Source organism: Paenibacillus shenyangensis (assembly GCF_000346635.1).
GTDB lineage: Bacteria > Bacillota > Bacilli > Paenibacillales > Paenibacillaceae > Saccharibacillus > Saccharibacillus dauci.
Genome location: NZ_AOIG01000019.1, coordinates 1 through 16,708 on the forward strand (window position 1 = coordinate 1; position 16,708 = coordinate 16,708).

General features: G+C 45.4%; 19 protein-coding genes and 1 other annotated feature. All 19 genes read right to left on the reverse strand.

Translation table 11 applies throughout. The annotated features are described in order from the left end of the window. Positions 1-668: 668 nt before the first annotated feature. The 19 genes from pheA to H065_RS0115900 all read right to left on the reverse strand — a co-directional run bounded on the left by pheA (position 669) and on the right by H065_RS0115900 (position 16,524). Positions 669-1,550, reverse strand: coding sequence for a prephenate dehydratase (gene pheA / locus H065_RS0115810; protein ID WP_017814058.1), 882 nt, complete (start codon positions 1,548-1,550; stop codon positions 669-671). Continuing rightward, positions 1,547-2,545 (reverse strand): homoserine kinase, encoded by a 999-nt coding sequence (gene thrB / locus H065_RS0115815; protein ID WP_017814059.1) that lies wholly within the window; start codon positions 2,543-2,545, stop codon positions 1,547-1,549. Before thrB ends, pheA begins: the two co-directional genes overlap by 4 nt. Positions 2,546-2,557: 12 nt before the next feature. After that, complete coding sequence (locus H065_RS0115820; RefSeq protein WP_017814060.1) at positions 2,558-3,847, reverse strand: homoserine dehydrogenase; 1,290 nt, start codon at positions 3,845-3,847, stop codon at positions 2,558-2,560. Between the two features lie 106 nt (positions 3,848-3,953). Beyond that, positions 3,954-4,391 carry an ACT domain-containing protein gene (locus tag H065_RS0115825; protein ID WP_017814061.1) on the reverse strand — a complete coding sequence of 146 codons (438 nt, stop codon included), beginning with the start codon at positions 4,389-4,391 and terminating at the stop codon, positions 3,954-3,956. Positions 4,392-4,611: 220 nt separating this feature from the next. After that, entirely contained in the window at positions 4,612-5,922 is a 1,311-nt protein-coding gene (gene obgE / locus H065_RS0115830; protein WP_017814062.1) for a GTPase ObgE, read from the reverse strand. Between the two features lie 80 nt (positions 5,923-6,002). Next, positions 6,003-6,845, reverse strand: a complete 843-nt coding sequence (locus H065_RS27430; protein ID WP_017814063.1) for a Spo0B domain-containing protein — start codon at positions 6,843-6,845, stop codon at positions 6,003-6,005. Between the two features lie 215 nt (positions 6,846-7,060). Further along, positions 7,061-7,372, reverse strand: coding sequence for a 50S ribosomal protein L27 (rpmA, locus tag H065_RS0115840; protein WP_017814064.1), 312 nt, complete (start codon positions 7,370-7,372; stop codon positions 7,061-7,063). Positions 7,373-7,389: 17 nt separating this feature from the next. Further along, on the reverse strand, positions 7,390-7,725 hold the full coding sequence (locus H065_RS0115845) for a ribosomal-processing cysteine protease Prp (protein ID WP_017814065.1): 336 nt from the start codon (positions 7,723-7,725) through the stop codon (positions 7,390-7,392). A gap of 13 nt (positions 7,726-7,738) precedes the next feature. Continuing rightward, positions 7,739-8,050, reverse strand: coding sequence for a 50S ribosomal protein L21 (gene rplU / locus H065_RS0115850; RefSeq protein WP_017814066.1), 312 nt, complete (start codon positions 8,048-8,050; stop codon positions 7,739-7,741). Positions 8,051-8,064: 14 nt separating this feature from the next. Continuing rightward, positions 8,065-8,146 (reverse strand) — a sequence feature (ribosomal protein L21 leader region). Between the two features lie 55 nt (positions 8,147-8,201). Beyond that, positions 8,202-9,449 (reverse strand): Rne/Rng family ribonuclease, encoded by a 1,248-nt coding sequence (locus tag H065_RS0115855; protein WP_017814067.1) that lies wholly within the window; start codon positions 9,447-9,449, stop codon positions 8,202-8,204. Between the two features lie 212 nt (positions 9,450-9,661). Beyond that, complete coding sequence (locus tag H065_RS0115860; RefSeq protein WP_017814068.1) at positions 9,662-10,804, reverse strand: FtsW/RodA/SpoVE family cell cycle protein; 1,143 nt, start codon at positions 10,802-10,804, stop codon at positions 9,662-9,664. Between the two features lie 6 nt (positions 10,805-10,810). After that, positions 10,811-11,605 (reverse strand): septum site-determining protein MinD, encoded by a 795-nt coding sequence (gene minD / locus H065_RS0115865; RefSeq protein ID WP_017814069.1) that lies wholly within the window; start codon positions 11,603-11,605, stop codon positions 10,811-10,813. Between the two features lie 3 nt (positions 11,606-11,608). Then, complete coding sequence (locus tag H065_RS0115870) at positions 11,609-12,277, reverse strand: septum site-determining protein MinC (protein ID WP_017814070.1); 669 nt, start codon at positions 12,275-12,277, stop codon at positions 11,609-11,611. 101 nt (positions 12,278-12,378) lie between these two features. Further along, entirely contained in the window at positions 12,379-12,909 is a 531-nt protein-coding gene (gene mreD / locus H065_RS0115875) for a rod shape-determining protein MreD (RefSeq protein ID WP_017814071.1), read from the reverse strand. Continuing rightward, positions 12,909-13,781 (reverse strand): rod shape-determining protein MreC, encoded by an 873-nt coding sequence (gene mreC, locus H065_RS0115880; RefSeq protein ID WP_017814072.1) that lies wholly within the window; start codon positions 13,779-13,781, stop codon positions 12,909-12,911. The genes mreD and mreC overlap by 1 nt, the downstream gene beginning before the upstream one ends. 59 nt (positions 13,782-13,840) lie before the next feature. Next, positions 13,841-14,875 (reverse strand): rod shape-determining protein, encoded by a 1,035-nt coding sequence (locus H065_RS0115885; RefSeq protein ID WP_017814073.1) that lies wholly within the window; start codon positions 14,873-14,875, stop codon positions 13,841-13,843. Between the two features lie 39 nt (positions 14,876-14,914). Continuing rightward, positions 14,915-15,604: a RadC family protein gene (gene radC, locus H065_RS0115890; protein ID WP_017814074.1), complete on the reverse strand. Its 690-nt coding sequence runs from the start codon at positions 15,602-15,604 to the stop codon at positions 14,915-14,917. A gap of 27 nt (positions 15,605-15,631) precedes the next feature. Further along, the gene (locus H065_RS0115895) at positions 15,632-16,240 is read right to left on the reverse strand and encodes a Maf family protein (protein WP_017814075.1); all 609 of its coding nucleotides are present in this window, start codon (positions 16,238-16,240) and stop codon (positions 15,632-15,634) included. A gap of 41 nt (positions 16,241-16,281) precedes the next feature. Beyond that, positions 16,282-16,524, reverse strand: coding sequence for a DUF4321 domain-containing protein (locus tag H065_RS0115900; RefSeq protein ID WP_017814076.1), 243 nt, complete (start codon positions 16,522-16,524; stop codon positions 16,282-16,284). Positions 16,525-16,708 lie beyond the last annotated feature (184 nt).

A 16,708-nucleotide genomic window follows, 5' to 3' on the forward strand; every position in this document is an offset into this window, starting at 1 on the left:
ATGTTAGCAACCATTCTGTCAACGTCTTTTTTTGAAGAAGTTTTTTTGAAACTCACTTGCTTTAAGGATGTGTATGATGATTACTAATCTGATTTTGATGTCATTCGTTCGTGACAACTTTTATAATATATCATGCAGTTAGACTTTTAGCAAGCATTTTTTATTGGATTATTTCTTCGTGTTTTTATCCTCGTTATTTCCCCTTGTTTCTTTACTATGACGCCATGGATTAAGAAGCACAATATAGATCCTTTATTGATATTATCTACTTTTGGTATCTAGCTTGTTTATGAGTTTATAATGCTGGTACCTTACCATACTACAAGATCATTCACTCTCCTAGTATTTAAGTTTATTTAGAAGCCTTTATTACCTGTATAGGCCTTTTGTTCATCCTACATACTGATAATTTGCATCTCCCCCCTATCTTAGCTAGTAGTCTCTTCTTCACTGATGTGATTATTTATATATTCACTTATCAAATAATTAAATATTTTAATGTAGCTTATAAAAAAGGTTCACCTGCTCATTCATAAGCAAGTGAACTCTTTCCAATACAGGATTACCCTTAAAGATCTTATAATACATTCACCAGGCAGAAGCTCTTAGCTCTTAGCTCTTAGCTCTTAGCTCTTAGCTCTTAGCTCTTAGCTCTTAGCTCTTAGCTCTTAGCTCTTAGCTACCAAATTATACTCATAGCACGGATAAGAGCCAAGTACTCTTACCTGACAGCCAAGCGCTTCAATTTCTTCTATCGCTGCGTTTAGCAATACCGAGTTTCTATTGTCTAGTACATCAATATAAAAATAATAGGTACCCAGCTTTTTCTTGGTTGGACGGGATTCGATACGGGATAGATTTAGTTTACGCCAGGAAAATGTAGCCAATACCTGATGAAGGGCCCCTGCAAAGTCTTCTGTGAGGGTGACCAATATGCTTGTCTTTTGGTGATCTGCATTTTTGGCAACGGATATCGGCTGGTTGCCGATCAGTACAAATCTTGTATGGTTATTATCATGATCGGTAACTCGGCTTGCCAGTATATCCAGGTTATACTTCTGAGCACCAAGCGTTGTGCCGATTGCTGTCCAACCGTTTCCAGGATTTTGACTGACCATTTGTACTGCTTCGGCTGTACTACCTACATGTTCAAGCTCGGCCTGCGGCATCTCTGCACGAATAAATTGAAGACACTGTGCCATAGCTACAGGATGGGACAGTACTTTAGTTACTTTGGAATAGTCCAGTTGCTCATGATCCGATACAAATTCGTTACGATTGCCAATTAGATTTTGAATAGAAGGATATACCCATTCCAGCTGCATAGGTATATCCACTTCATGAACCAGCCAATCCATATGCAGAGACACTGAGCCTTCTATTGTATTCTCAATCGGAATCACACTATATTCCGTTTTTCCCTGCGCTGTAGACATAAAAACATCGGCAATCATTTTGTGATGTGTAATTTCAAATGGTTGTTCTCCCATAATATGCAGGAGTGCTTCATGAGAGACAGAACCCGAGGGTAAAGCTGCTATACGGATCATAGACGTACTTCTCCTTTGACGGTGTCCATAAATGAACTTGATTCGGTATCGTAGTAGTATATAACTCCTTCGGTCACCGGTTCAAGCCATAATGCCTGTGCAGCAATTCCATGAGACTGCATCGTCTGCAGCAAATAGTTTTCCAACTGCTGTTTTTGTGCAGAATGGCGATCAACAAGTGCAATCATGGTAGGTCCTGCTCCACTTAATGCGATTCCCAATGCACCATATTCTGCTGCATGTGCCAGAATAGGTTCCATTCCCGGTATAAGTGCAGCACGGTACGGCTGATGCAAGCGATCCTGCATGGCCTCCCTGATCATTTCAAGCTTACCTGACGAGAGCGCTGCAACAAGAAGAGAGCTGCGGCTGATATTGTACACGGCATCGGCCATAGATAGCTGGGCAGGAAGTACATCCCGCGCCTTGGTTGTTGACAACTGGAATTCCGGGATAACGACTAGAGCCTGCAAGGCTTCCGGCGGCTGAATACCAATACATCTTGCCTGTTCTCCATCCCATGTCGCTGCTACAATGCCTCCATACAGGGAAGCACCTACATTATCAGGATGTTTCTCAAAAGCGGTAGCCATATTCAGCAATTCCTCATCTGATAACAGGTGACCTGTAAGTGCATTGGCCGCAGCCAGCGCACCGATCAGAGCAGAAGCACTGCTGCCGAGTCCTCTTGTCAGCGGGATATCGGAGTACATGGTAATTTCCAGTTCCGGTATCGATACGCCAGTCTTCTCGAAAACCGACTGTGCTATCTTATAAATCAGGTTGGTCTTGTCGGTAGGTATTCCATACAGCTGATCTCCAAGCAGAGTAATAGAGGTCTGCTCGGCTTCTTTCAATTCCAGCCAGGAATACAGACTCAAAGCCATACCAAGTGTGTCAAATCCCGGGCCCAGGTTAGCTGTGCTCGCAGGTACGGCTACACGTACAGAGCTTCTGCGGCTGTATACTTTTTCTGATTCCTGATTACTCATCATTGCATGGCTCCTTTAAATATCTTCTACCCGGTATACGCTTTTGATTCTCTGAATGACATCAAGCTCCTCAAAATGCTGAAGCACTCTATCCAAATTCGCTTTGCTGGCACGGTGAGTAATGATCACAATCTCTGCATCCGGATTGTGTTCATTAGGCTGCTGCACGACTGAAGCCAGGCTGACATCGTATTCGGCAAATACCTGGGTAATCTGAGCAAGTACACCGGCTTTGTCATCCACATGCAAGAGAATAAAGTTTTTGTAAAATACCTGATCAGGACTTTGCAGCTTTTTGGTTTTGTAAGGCACGATTGCCTTGAGTCCGTTCACACCCAGTTTGAGATTTTTGACAACAGCTACCAGGTCAGCTACAACCGAAGTGGCTGTAGGCATTTCTCCGGCGCCTGCACCATAAAACATTGTCTCTCCTACTGCTTCGCCATGTACATATACGGCATTGAACACACCATTGACCGATGCAAGAGGATGACTCTGTTTGATCATCGTTGGCTGTACGCTAATCGTAATATGTTCATTGGAGCTGGTGGCGATTCCCAGCAATTTCATCTCATAACCCAGATTACGGGCATAGTTAATATCTTCCTTGGTCACCGAAGAAATCCCCTGTACAGCTACATCATCCAGTTCCACATTGGTACGGAATCCAAGCGTACCCAGAATCGCCATTTTGCGAGCTGCATCCAGACCTTCTACATCACTGGTCGGATCAGACTCTGCATAGCCCAGATCCTGAGCTTCTTTGAGAACATCCTCGTAAGAAGCAGCTTCCTGGCTCATCTTGGTCATTATGTAATTGGTAGTACCGTTTACAATCCCCATGATTTTGACGATACGGTCGGAAGAGAAGCCTTCAATCAATGTACGAATGATAGGAATGCCTCCCGCAACACTGGCTTCATAAAAGACATCGCACTGCTTTTCCTGAGCTTTGGCCAGAATCTCGGAACCATGTAGTGCCATCAGATCCTTGTTAGCTGTGACTACATGCTTACCACGTTCCAGTGCTTCCAAGATATATTCCTTGGTCTGATCAATCCCACCCATTACTTCAACAATGACGTCAATCTCCGGATCACGAATAACTTCCCACGGATCAATTGTCAGCTTGGCGGCATCAATCTCTACGTTACGTGCTTTATCTGCACTGCGTACAGCAATTTTCTCGATTACAATCGGTGAACCGACCTGACTGTTCAGATCCTGCTGGTTCCCTTCGACAATTCTTACTACCCCCGTACCTACAGTTCCTAGTCCCAATAATCCTACTTTTACCGGTTTCATATGCTGATTCCCCTCCTGGGCTGATTTAGATTGCCATAACTATTGTTATTCATTGTACGGATTAACTGTTATCTGTAAAGCATTGCAAAAAGCAATAATTGTGAAATTATCCTTGCCCAATAATATGGATATGACGGACACCTGTCACATTCTGCATCGCCTCTACCATCGTATCCAGATCCTGTGTCAGACGTGATGTCTCCACAGATAGTACAACATTGGCTCTTCCCTGCAGTGGAATACTTTGATGAATTGTCAGTACATTACCGCCGTATTCAGCCATTAGACCAAGCACATGGGATAAAATACCGGATCGATGATCCAAATCAAAAGATACGGTAATAATTTTATCCCTTTCCAGTCTATTGAGCGGGTGTATACCATCTTTGTATTTGTAAAAGGCACTACGACTGAGGCCGACCTTCTCGACTGCTTCATTGATCGTACGACTCTCCCCTGCAGCCAGCAGTTCTTTGACACGCATTGTTTTTAACACGGCATCGGGTAATATATCTTCCCGTACCAGATAATATTTTTCTTTCACAAACGTCCTCTCCTCAAAGACCCATGTATTCGTATAGTGGACATTATAAAGTAACTCTGCAGGTCAGGCAACCTTTTCTTCCAGTAACCTATGAAAGATAATAGCACTCTAACAATGAGTAATCCTTTTTTCACAAAAAAACCGGAAACCCTGAAGGCTTCCGGTTGGTCTAATATTCATTTCATTGTAACTGTATAATCAAGCAATTGGAGATAGACGTTTAGAAATAGCTGCTGCCTTCAACGAATTCAAATTCAAATTCGCCAATACGTACAATCGTACCATCTTTGGCACCACGTTTACGCAGTTCTGCATCGACGCCCATATGTCTCATTGTACGTCCCAGCTTCATAATCGCATCTTCTGAAGTCAACTGCATACGCTTCATGAGATTCTCGATTTTTTTGCTCTCGACAACGAACATCTCGTTTTCGCGGTGTACAGTGAAGCCTTCGTCTTCTTTTTTCTCCAGCTTGTAGACTTTACGTTCAGCTACCTGCTCGACTTCTTCTACAGTCACGATTTCAGGCATCTGATCCAGCATATCGGCTGCTTTGTACAGAAGCTCCTGAATTCCCTGACGTGTCAGAGAAGAGATAGGGATGATCTGAATTTCTGGATTCACTTCGCGAATTCGCTTAGTGAATTCCTCCAGATTCTCTTGTGCTTCGGCCATATCCATTTTGTTGGCGGCTACGATCTGAGGACGGCTCTCCAGTTCAATATTGTAGAGCTTCAGTTCTTCATTGATCTTTTGCCAGTCTTCAAAAGGATCGCGTCCTTCGGAGCCGGATACATCGACCACATGAATAATGACACGTGTACGTTCAACGTGACGAAGGAATTCATGCCCCAGTCCGATCCCTTCATGCGCCCCTTCAATCAGTCCTGGCAAATCTGCCATAACAAAGCTGCGATCGTCGCCCACAGCAACAACGCCCAGGTTAGGCGTGATAGTCGTAAAGTGATATGCGCCGATTTTCGGTTCAGCTGCTGAGACTACAGACAGCAGAGTGGATTTTCCGACACTCGGAAAACCAACCAGACCTACATCAGCCATAACTTTCAATTCCAGTACAATATTGCGTTCCTGGCCTTCTTCGCCATTTTCAGCCAGATAAGGAGCCGGATTATTCGGTGTGGAGAAACGTGTATTACCACGTCCACCGCGTCCGCCTTTGGCCACTACAATCTCCTGATTATGACGGGTCAAATCCGCAAGGATTTCTCCATTGTCTTCATCAATAATAACGGTACCCGGAGGAATACGTACAATCGTATCCTCTGCACCTGCTCCATGCTGGTTTTTGGTACGGCCTTTTTCACCGCGCTGGCCTTTGAAATGACGCTGATAACGAAAGTCCATCAGTGTACGCAAGCCTTCATCAACACGGAAAATAACGTCGCCACCGCGTCCGCCATCACCGCCTGCAGGTCCGCCATTCGGTACATACTTCTCACGACGGAACGAAATGGTACCATTACCACCGTCGCCGCCTTTTACAAAAATCTTCGCTTTATCTACAAACATGGATTGCACCTCAACTTTTATAGTACTCTAGCTCATGATTATCTCATGAGAATATCCGCTTACTCAGCGGATGTGTCTGTCTAAATCGGATAGATATGCAGTGAAATAGAAGCAGGATCATCTTCCGGGCGGGTAGCGGTAATATTCGTTCCTGCAATCAACTGATTGACCGCTGCCCAGATCTGATCCGGCCCGGGATAGATTTCTTCGGGTTCAAATATGAACTGAACCTCTTCGTCCTCATTCCGGATAATAATTGATAAGGTGGGGCACTCACCCCAGGACGATCCTCCGCTTGTCTGATAAGCAGAGATCGTCTCTTGAATGACTCGGGTCAATTCCTCACGCTGTTCCGTTCCAAGCCGGTCGGCAAGTGTGATCCCATCTTCTATCTCTACTTCTAACTGAATATCACGGTTTAACGCCTTGAAGGACTGCAAATAAAATACGAGGGAAGGAATACCCAGCTTGGATACCCGGCTGTCCGTCATCATTTGCTCTTTGATTCGCTCAATATTTTCGATGAGCTTGTCTCTGTTGCCGAGCTGAATATAGCCATACAGCAGTTGAAGATCATTCATCCAATCATGACGATGATGACTAAAAGCTTCGATTGCTGTAGCATGAGTGGTCTCAGTCTGCTGCTGTAACCGTGTACGTTCCTGTTCACGATTTAGCATCTCCTGTTCTAACTGCTCATTCTGCTGCAATATCTGGTTCATTTGCTGGTGTACTTCTTGTGTCTGACGGCTATTTTGCTCCTGCGCTTGGCTTTGTATACTACGAATGCCAAGCCAATAAGCAGCGCCAATCCAAATCACCAACACAATATAAGCTGCTACCGAATGAAGCCAGTAGGTTGCGATTAAAGGTATGATGATTGTTCCGGCCAGTAAGACAGGAACACGGCTAAAATGATTCATGGTTTCTCTCCAATCTTCCGATGGCTTTTTAACCAAGAACAAGTATATCACAATTGTCCAGAAACCATTGTCAAAACTCAAACATAATTTGGAAAATAATGTGTATAACCGTATTATACTTAACTATTGCTGTATTCTTCAACGGTAGATAAATATAATAAGCCTCCGGCACCAACATGTACCGGAGGCTTATTGACCCTAGTCCGTAGACAGGATTATTGTTCGATTGCTGCTGCTACTGGAGCAACGTCAACCGGGTAGACGCTCACTTTTTTGCGGTCACGGCCCCAACGTTCGAATTTCACGACGCCGTCAACTTTTGCAAACAGTGTATCGTCTTTACCGATGCCCACGTTTGTTCCTGGGTGAATTTTAGTACCGCGTTGACGGAACAAAATGTTACCACCAGTTACGAACTGACCATCTGCACGTTTTGCACCAAGACGTTTGGAGTGGGAATCACGTCCGTTCTTTGTGGAACCTACACCCTTCTTGGAAGCGAACAATTGCAAATTAAGCTTCAACATGTTGTCTACCTCCTTTTTTACGTTAATGTGACTTGCTTTATCTTGATATACTCTCCGTAAGACTCTTCAATACTAGCCAGCATAACCTGCATCGATTCCAGCAACAACTGAACATGTTCCTTAGGGCTGTTTTCCGGAAGATCCGGCAAACGTGCACTCAGAAAACCATCCTTCATCTTGGTCTTCATTTCTACACCGGTCAGAGCTTCAATGGAGTTCACTGTACCTACCGTAACGGCAGAAATAGCTGCACACACAATATCTTCTCCATGATCGGCGTATCCTGCATGTCCACGTGATGAAAAACCATCAATTGTACCATCTTCATGACGCTCAATACGTACGATAACCAATTACCGCACCTTCTTATGCTTGGATTTTCTCGATAGTCACTTTAGTATATGGTTGACGATGACCTTGTTTTACGTGGTAGTTCTTTTTAGGTTTGTATTTGTAAACTACAACCTTTTGGCCTTTAACGTGTTTTTCAACTTTCGCTGTCACGCTAGCGCCTTCTACCAGCGGCAAACCAGTTACCAGACCGTCTTCTTTGGATACAGCCAGAACGCGGTCAAAAGTTACGCTGTCGCCATCAGTAGCGTCCAGCTTCTCGATGAACAATACATCGCCTTCTTGCACTTTGTATTGCTTACCACCTGTTTCGATAATTGCGTACATTCTCCTTGCACCTCCTCATGTCTCAGACTCGCCTGATCCAGGTGCCACAGGGAATACCCATGAACTTATACCCGATCGGAGCGGTTGCAGCATGTGAAAGGAGTAATACCCGACACATACCAAATTATTGTAGCACAGCCAAATCAATAAATCAATCTTTTATCCGGGATGCAATTTTGCCGGTTCCGTGACATGTACTGCAGGTTTTGTACATCATGCTGGCTGTTTCTTCGCGTGCTTTTTTGCGAGTCAATTCCAGCATTCCCAGTCGAGTCCAGCCGACAATATGCGTCTTGGTACGATCCTGATACAAAACTTTCTCCATTGCTTCAATTACTGCATGGCGGCCAGCCTCACTGTCCATATCGATAAAGTCCACAATAATAATCCCGCCCGTGTCACGCAAACGCAGCAACCTGGCAATCTTCTCGCCTGCCTGTATATTGGTGTGGGTCACCGTCTCTTCCAGGGTAGCGCCACTTGTAAATTTGCCGGTGTTCACATCAATGACCGTTAACGCTTCGGTCTGATCCCAGATAATATGACTGCCATTATCGAGCCAGATTTTGCGCTGGAAATCGCGATGCAAGTGTTCCTGCACGCCCATATGTTGAAAAAGCGGTTCCTGTCCGCTGTATGTCTCTACAGGAAGTGGTAATCCCGATGGAGTCAGTGTGCTGATAAATTCCGAAGCCTGATCAGCGCAATCAACCTGATCGGTGATAAAATGATCTTCCTGTGGATTGAATACATCCCGAATCATGCGTTCTACAATTCCCAGATCGCGGTGCAGCTCTACGGGTGGTGCACCGCGATCTGAACGACTGACAATACGCTTCCATGTCTCCCGCAGCTGCCGGATATCCGCTGCAATCGCTTCAGGCTGTGCTCCTTCGGATATGGTACGCAGAATCAATCCTTCTTCTCCCTGACGCAGCTCTTCACCAAGTCTTTTTAATCGCTGGCGTTCTTCGTCGGTGCTGATCTTTTTGGAGACTGCGATATAATCTGCCTCTGGCATGTAGACGACCCAGCGACCCGGCAGTGAATAATGGGTAGTTAGTTTGGCACCCTTGGTACCCGCTGGTTCCTTGGTTACCTGAACAATAATATCCTGTCCAGGACGGATCAGATCAGCGATACTGGGTTTGATTAAAGGCTGTTTGTCCATATGGGGATGCAGTACATCGTCTATATATAAAAAACCGTTCTTCTTCTGACCGATATCAACGAATGCCGCCTGTATACCGGGCAGTACATTCATGACTTTCCCTTTATAAAAGTTACCGGCAATCCCTTTACCAGATGAATGTTCTGAAGCAAATTCAACCAGCTGGCCCTGATCCAGGAGTGCCATCTGTATTTCTTTGGATGTACAACTTACTATCATCTGCTTCATTATTGGGTTCCACCTCTGTTTTCTGAACAAGCTGTCGCTGTCTATGGCGTATTGTTATTTTCATCACCATATCTCTTTTTCTAGACGACAGGCGGTTATAAAAGGTTTCAGTTCAGCACTAAGTAACACGACCATTCCTACTGCTTCGTATTTCTGCGATAGTCTTCTATGCCTGATTCTGAACAAACAAAAAACCGGTACCTGGGTACCGGTTAATCCACTTCGTATTTTTCCTGATAAATCTTGATGCTGAGTACCAGACCAATACTGAACATGTTCAGTATAAGGGAAGTACCTCCATAACTGATAAATGGGAGTGTAATCCCCGTGATCGGCATCAATCCAATCATCATGCCTACATTCTCAAAAATCTGGAATACAAACATACTGACAATACCAACAATAATATAGGAACCCCGCCTGTCATAACACTGCAAGGCGATGAGTATCATTCGATAGATCAGTAGGAAATAGATCACGAGCAAAATGGACGATCCGACAAATCCGAATTCTTCGCCAATAACAACAAAGATCGAATCGGAGTACGGATAAGGAACAAATTTATTGTTTTTTAGCTGGCCCTGCATATAGCCGTCACCAAACAGCCCGCCTGAACCGACTGCAATCTTGGCGTAGCTGGACTGATGTTTTGCATCATCCGAGGCATTTGCCGGATCAACAAAAGTATTAATCCGTTCATACCAGTGAGCCTTGTTGTTCTGATATAAATAATCATGAATCTGCTGGTTAAAGGTCGTGAACAATACAACTACCAGTATCAGCCCACCAATAACAACAGTAAGTCCCATAATGACATGCGTATATTTGGTGTTACCAATCCAGAGCATACCTACCAGGATGATCAAATAAATAATTGCATTTCCCAGATCGGGCTGAATCAAAACAATAAAAAACGGGATACAAACGACTAATGCGGTTGGCAGCAAATCCGAACGAAAACGAAGCGGATCGCCATCACGTTTGCCAAGCAGATAAGCGGTTGTTAAAATAACAACAATTTTGACCATCTCTGCCGGCTGGAATTGGAATCCCGGCAAGTTGTACCAGCTTTTGGCACCATTAATCTCCGAACCAAAAGGGTACAGCAGCAGCAAAGATACAATCCCTATTCCATACAAATACCAGTGTTTACGCAGTAAAATACGATAATCGAATATACTGACTGCAAACATAACCAAAAGTCCAATCCCATAAAATATCAGTGTACGGATATCATAACCATGAAATTTGGGATCCGGGGCAATCGCACTGCGTACGAGCAACGTACTGAACACCATAAATACGCCGAGCAGGGTAATAATTCCCCAGTCCAGCTTTTTGAACTTGTTAAGCAAAATCCATCAACCCATTCCAAAAAACTTCTTAAAGCGAGAGAATGCACTTTTCTTCTGATCCATAGGCATTAAAGGTACTGTATCACCCAAAATTCGGCGGGCAATATTACGATAGGCAATAGCAGCTTTGGAATCAGGATTCATTACGGTAGGCTCTCCGGAATTGGCCGCCTTGATGACCAGTTCATCATCCGGTACGACGCCCAGAAGATCAATATTCAATACTTGCAGCACTTCATCAATATCCAGCATATCTCCCGATTTCACCATACTGTGGCGAATCCGGTTTACGATCAGCTTGGGAGCAGTAATATGCGAGCTTTCCAACAGACCGATGACGCGGTCAGCGTCACGAACAGAAGCATTTTCAGGTGTCGTCATCACTATGGCCTGATCCGCTCCGGCAATCGCATTTTTGAATCCCTGCTCTATTCCGGCAGGGCAATCAATCAGGACGTACTCGAAATCCTTTTTCAGTTCCTCGATAATTTCTTTTACCTGTTCCGGTGAAACCGCATTTTTGTCTTTGGTCTGTGCCGCAGGCAGCATATACAGCTCATCAAAACGTTTATCTTTGACCAACGCCTGGTTCAGACGGCAGCGACCATCGGCTACATCACACAGATCATAAATAATCCGGTTTTCCAGTCCCATAACGACATCCAGATTACGCAGACCGATATCCGTATCGACCAGACAGACTTTTTTGCCGAGGAGCGCGAGCGCGGTACCAATATTTGCGGAAGTGGTTGTCTTTCCTACTCCGCCTTTGCCTGAAGTGATGACAATAGCCTCTCCCATGTACTACACCCCTTTAAACACGTTAAAATCCCGGCCAAGCCGGGCCATATTTGCCATTTTGTCGATCTTCATGATTCCATCCTGCAGATAGGCGAATTCCATATGGGATTCCCGATTCTCCCCTTCATCAGGCGGACGGCTGATCCGATCCGCAATTCTGAGCTGTGTCGGAGAAAAAAAGGAAGCGGCAATAACAGCATCTTCATTTCCATCAATACCTGCATGCGCCATTCCGCGCAGTGCACCCAGTATATAGATATCATCTGTGCTGATTACTGTACCCCCTGCATTGACATCCCCCAGAAAAAGCAGTGGGCCTTCATGATGAAGTACTTGTCCCGAGCGGATCATACCAGTGAGAATTTTCACATCATTCCGGTCCGGTACTTCTGGCTCCGGTGCAGGCGGTTCTTCAAAAGAGCGGACGAGCAGATTACCCTTTTGGCTCAATATATCCAGCAGGGTATCCTTTTGCTCCTCCGTCATCTCGCGTTCACCTGTTCGGATATCCACATGTACCAGTGGACCGGTCAGAATGTTCTGATGGGTATGTTCCAGCTTAAAACGCAAATCGTTAACCAGCTCTTCAAAATCACATTTATCATCAAACTGGAAAGTTAATCCGTCTTTGATTCCCTTAATGGTTACATATCTTGAGGCTCTTACAGCCATTCTTCGGTCACCCCCACCTTACTATCAGTTCGCGCCGGTGGCGGGAATTCCTGCCTGAACTGCAAATTAAGCAGCATTTTCCATAGCAGCGTACGTTGATCTTATTCTTCTTCTGCTGCACGTCTGCGCAGTTTGGCAACCTTCTCCAGCTGCTGACGTACCGGCACAAAAATGATCAATGCAAAGATAAAATGCAGCAGCAGATTCGGGAACATATAATGTCCGAGTGCCCATGCATAAGGTTCGCGTGTCAGACCAAATACCAGATAGATCCCGTACAGCAGATGATCCAGCAGCAGACTGCCGATCAATACTACTGTCATCATCAGCGGATAAGGTGCACGAGGCGACTGGAACAGCAGTCCCAGCACATATGCTGACAATCCCATGGCAAAAGCATAAGCACCAATCATATCCCCATAAAAGACCACATCATGCAGCAGACCAAAAATCAGACCGAGTGCGAGCGCTGTATGACGATGATAATAAATGGATACAAACAGGATCAGAATATAGGCCAGATGAGGTACAAGCCGGGTATCCAGAAAGTCGGGTATTAACCAGGGAATAATTGTTCCTTCCCAGATAAAGACCAGAAATAACAGCAGCAGCAATACCACCCGACGCGCCATTATTCCTGCGTCTCCTTGGTATACACCACAAATACTTCTTTCCAGTTCTTGAAGTCGGCTGACGGATCGATGGTCGCTGTATTGGTAAGACCAAAGTCACCTACCTGACGACTAACCACTTTACCAATAATCATGCCTTTCGGGAACAGTCCACCGCTACCGGAAGATACGATTGTATCGCCTTTTTTCAGTGGGTCATCTTCTTTGATCTGGGTCATGGTAAGCATACCTGTTGCCTTGTCATAGCTCTCTACCATACCGAAAGACTGATTTTCCTTGCCGACTGCAGTTGCTGCAATCGCCTTGGAGTTTGGATCCAGCGGATCCAGTGTGGTGAGCAGCTTCACTGTAGCATGATAATTGCTCGTCTGGCTGACGATTCCGACCATACCGTCGAGAGAAATGACCGGCATATCTTTGCGCACGCCATCTTTGCTACCAAGATCTACGACTATAGTTCCTGTGTCCTCATCATTATCGACACTTGTTACATTGGCCACATGTAGATCAAATTGGTTCTGAGCCAACTGATTAGTTGTAAATTTAAGCTCTTTTTGGAGCATCTTGTTTTCCTGTACTAATCGATTATAGCTTGCCTGCTGCATCATGTACTGCGCAGCAGTTAATTTAAGTTCCTGATTCTCCTCATGCAATTCACCGAGGTTACTGATATCTTCAAAGAAGCCCGCTATGTAAGAAGCGGGCTTGTAAAATACACCTTGCACAAAACCGACCGTATCCCGGGCCACTTTTTCAGGCCAGGATAACGAAGTGCGGTTGGTCAATGTATATCCCATTAATGCGATGAATAAAATCAGTCCTACCAGCAGGATAAACAGTTTCTTGTTACCCAGCAGCTTAAACAGTTTCAACACCCTCTTAATTAACGGTTATTCTTCCCTGATAGGGGTTGACCATAGATGGCCGTAAATTAACGCTTCGAACGGACGGCCGAGCTGCTGCGTGATTTGAACAGATGGATATTTTCCAGAGCTTTGCCTGTTCCGATTGCTACACAGTCCAGCGGATTCTCTGCCACGATGACCGGCATGCCTGTCTCGCCAGCAAGCAGTTTGTCCAGGTTGCGAAGCAGTGCGCCACCGCCTGTCAGAACGATACCGCGATCCATAATATCAGCAGCCAGTTCCGGTGGACATTTCTCCAGCGTTACTTTAACCGCTTCTACAATAGCTGCGACTGTATCGGACAGTGCTTCAGAGATTTCATCGGAAGTGATTGTCAGTGTTTTTGGCAGACCTGTTACAAGGTCACGACCACGAATTTCCATTGTTTCCACTTTTTCAAAAGGAATCGCAGAACCGATATCCATTTTGAGTTGCTCGGATGTACGCTCACCAATCATCAGATTGTACTGACGCTTGATGTACTGGATGATTGCTTCATCCATTTCGTCACCGGCTACACGCACCGAACGGCTGGTTACGATACCGCCAAGAGAAATAACAGCAACTTCCGTTGTACCGCCGCCGATATCAACGACCATACTACCTGTAGGTTCCCATACTGGCAGATCAGCACCAATTGCTGCTGCAAAAGGCTCTTCGATCGTGTAGGCTTCACGTGCTCCAGCCTGTTTGGTTGCGTCTTCGACTGCACGCTGCTCAACAGCAGTAATGCCGGAAGGTACACATACCATTACATTCGGATGCTGCGGGAACATCGAACGTTGTTTTTGTGCCTGGCGGATAAAATACTTGATCATTGTAGCTGTAGTATCAAAATCAGCAATAACGCCGTCTTTCATCGGACGGATCGCACGGATATTACCAGGTGTACGGCCGATCATTTTTTTGGCGGATTCGCCAACAGCCTCGATTGTATTCGTATCCGTACGGATCGCGACTACAGAAGGTTCTCTAACTGCAATTCCTTTACCTCTTACATATACCAGTGTATTTGCTGTCCCAAGGTCAATCCCCAAATCTTTCGTAAAACCACCAAACATAACTTTTAACTCCCTTTCCTCTGAATCTCGACTATTATATTACATGAAGCCCTGTTCCTTCAAACTTACGAATTTCATATCTCCAATGACCAGATGATCCAGTACTTCAATTCCGATAATTTGCCCTGCTTCCACCAGTCTACGAGTCAGTGATATATCCTCCGGACTTGGCGTAGGATCACCACTTGGATGGTTATGCGCACAGATTACAGATGCACTGCTGCACTTGATCGCTGCACGGAACACTTCACGCGGATGAACAATAGAGGCATTGAGGCTTCCCATCGACAACGTTTCCTGGGAAATAATATGATTCTTGGTGTTCAGGAACAAACATACAAAATGTTCTTTTTGCAAATAACGCATTTGTTCAATAAGTAAATCGGCAGCATCACGCGGACTGCGGATCACCAGCGCATCTTCTTTGCCGGTACGACTGATCCGTCTGCCGAGTTCAATTCCAGCTTTGATCTGAATCGCTTTGGCTGTTCCAATTCCCTTGATCTCGGTCAATTCCTCGATAGTAAGGTCTACCAGCTGACGGATCGTGCCCACCTGCTGCAAAATTCGCGTCGCTAGATGAATAGCAGACTCGTCTTTTGTACCGGTGCGCAGCAAAATAGCCAGCAGTTCTGCATGGCTAAGCGCCTCGGCTCCATAACTGATCATCCGCTCACGCGGACGGTCTTCGAGAGGAATATCACGCAAACGATATTGTGGCGCCTCCATCAGGTATTCCTCTTCTCTATCGCAAAATTAAGAACCAAGAACAGATATATCAAATTCCTCCAGCATATCGCTGAGCAGCGAAACAGGCAGACCCACTACCGTAAAATAACAGCCTTCAATACGGTCCACCAATGTGGAACCGAGTCCCTGGATCGCGTAGGCACCAGCCTTGTCGGCCGGTTCACCGCTGCGTACGTAAGCTTGAATCCGCTCTGGTGTGAGAGGTTTCATATGTACAAGCGTGTGCCGGTAATCCGTACGCGTGCGGCCTGTCGCCGTATCGATACAAGCAATTCCGGTATACACGTAATGGCTACGTCCCTGTAAAGACTGCAGCATGGCTGCCGCTTGTTCCTCATTCTCCGGCTTGCCAAATATACGACCATCCAGCACCACAATCGTGTCGCTGCCGACAACAACCGCATCGTCTACCTGTGCAGAGTACTGTTCGCATACAGCGTTTGCCTTACGAAGTGCCAGTTCAGTAACGATACGTTCCGGAGACCAATCTCCGGGTACGGATTCATCGGCTTCACTGGGCATAATTTCAAATTCCAGCTGTAAAGAGGCCATCAATTCCTTTCTCCGTGGAGAAGCGGACGCCAGTATGATACGACGCTGAGATTCTCTACTCATAAGAAAGGCCCTCTCCTTTTACAATGTCATCTTTAAATGATTCAGAGTCTGCGGTACAGCCATATCGCGGCTACTACCCCGAGCAGACTGAGCAGGCTCAATTTGAGATGAAGCTCAATGTTGTAGCGTATAATGTTCAAATTGGCACTGGGAGACCATTCAATAGTTGTTGACTTGGTCAAAAAAGATAAAATGGCTACTGGTTCCAGCAGTGTGGCGATCCATTCGCCAATCAGCCAACCCAGCAGCAAAAACAAGATTAATATTCCTGCGTTTTTTTTCATGCCGTCTTTCCCCTGCCTTTAATTTGACACCACATTATTATACGTTGATTCTTACAGCAATACAAACAAAAAAGAAAAGAGTTGTATTTTGCTGAAAATCCCGTCAAAAAAGACTGTCCGAAGACAGTCTTTTGATAAAATCATGCCTGCATGGTGCCTTGCGGCAGAATAACCAGTTCGCTTA

Excerpts from the sequence above, each read along its gene's own strand:
- pheA (WP_017814058.1), bottom strand. The coding sequence starts at position 1,550 with ATGATCCGTATAGCAGCTTTACCCTCGGGTTCTGTCTCTCATGAAGCA.
- thrB (WP_017814059.1), bottom strand. The coding sequence starts at position 2,545 with ATGATGAGTAATCAGGAATCAGAAAAAGTATACAGCCGCAGAAGCTCT.
- H065_RS0115820 (WP_017814060.1), bottom strand. The coding sequence starts at position 3,847 with ATGAAACCGGTAAAAGTAGGATTATTGGGACTAGGAACTGTAGGTACG.
- obgE (WP_017814062.1), bottom strand. The coding sequence starts at position 5,922 with ATGTTTGTAGATAAAGCGAAGATTTTTGTAAAAGGCGGCGACGGTGGT.
- H065_RS27430 (WP_017814063.1), bottom strand. The coding sequence starts at position 6,845 with ATGAATCATTTTAGCCGTGTTCCTGTCTTACTGGCCGGAACAATCATC.
- rpmA (WP_017814064.1), bottom strand. The coding sequence starts at position 7,372 with ATGTTGAAGCTTAATTTGCAATTGTTCGCTTCCAAGAAGGGTGTAGGT.
- rplU (WP_017814066.1), bottom strand. The coding sequence starts at position 8,050 with ATGTACGCAATTATCGAAACAGGTGGTAAGCAATACAAAGTGCAAGAA.
- H065_RS0115855 (WP_017814067.1), bottom strand. The coding sequence starts at position 9,449 with ATGAAGCAGATGATAGTAAGTTGTACATCCAAAGAAATACAGATGGCA.
- minD (WP_017814069.1), bottom strand. The coding sequence starts at position 11,605 with ATGGGAGAGGCTATTGTCATCACTTCAGGCAAAGGCGGAGTAGGAAAG.
- H065_RS0115870 (WP_017814070.1), bottom strand. The coding sequence starts at position 12,277 with ATGGCTGTAAGAGCCTCAAGATATGTAACCATTAAGGGAATCAAAGAC.
- mreD (WP_017814071.1), bottom strand. The coding sequence starts at position 12,909 with ATGGCGCGTCGGGTGGTATTGCTGCTGCTGTTATTTCTGGTCTTTATC.
- H065_RS0115885 (WP_017814073.1), bottom strand. The coding sequence starts at position 14,875 with ATGTTTGGTGGTTTTACGAAAGATTTGGGGATTGACCTTGGGACAGCA.
- radC (WP_017814074.1), bottom strand. The coding sequence starts at position 15,604 with ATGGAGGCGCCACAATATCGTTTGCGTGATATTCCTCTCGAAGACCGT.
- H065_RS0115895 (WP_017814075.1), bottom strand. The coding sequence starts at position 16,240 with ATGAGTAGAGAATCTCAGCGTCGTATCATACTGGCGTCCGCTTCTCCA.
- H065_RS0115900 (WP_017814076.1), bottom strand. The coding sequence starts at position 16,524 with ATGAAAAAAAACGCAGGAATATTAATCTTGTTTTTGCTGCTGGGTTGG.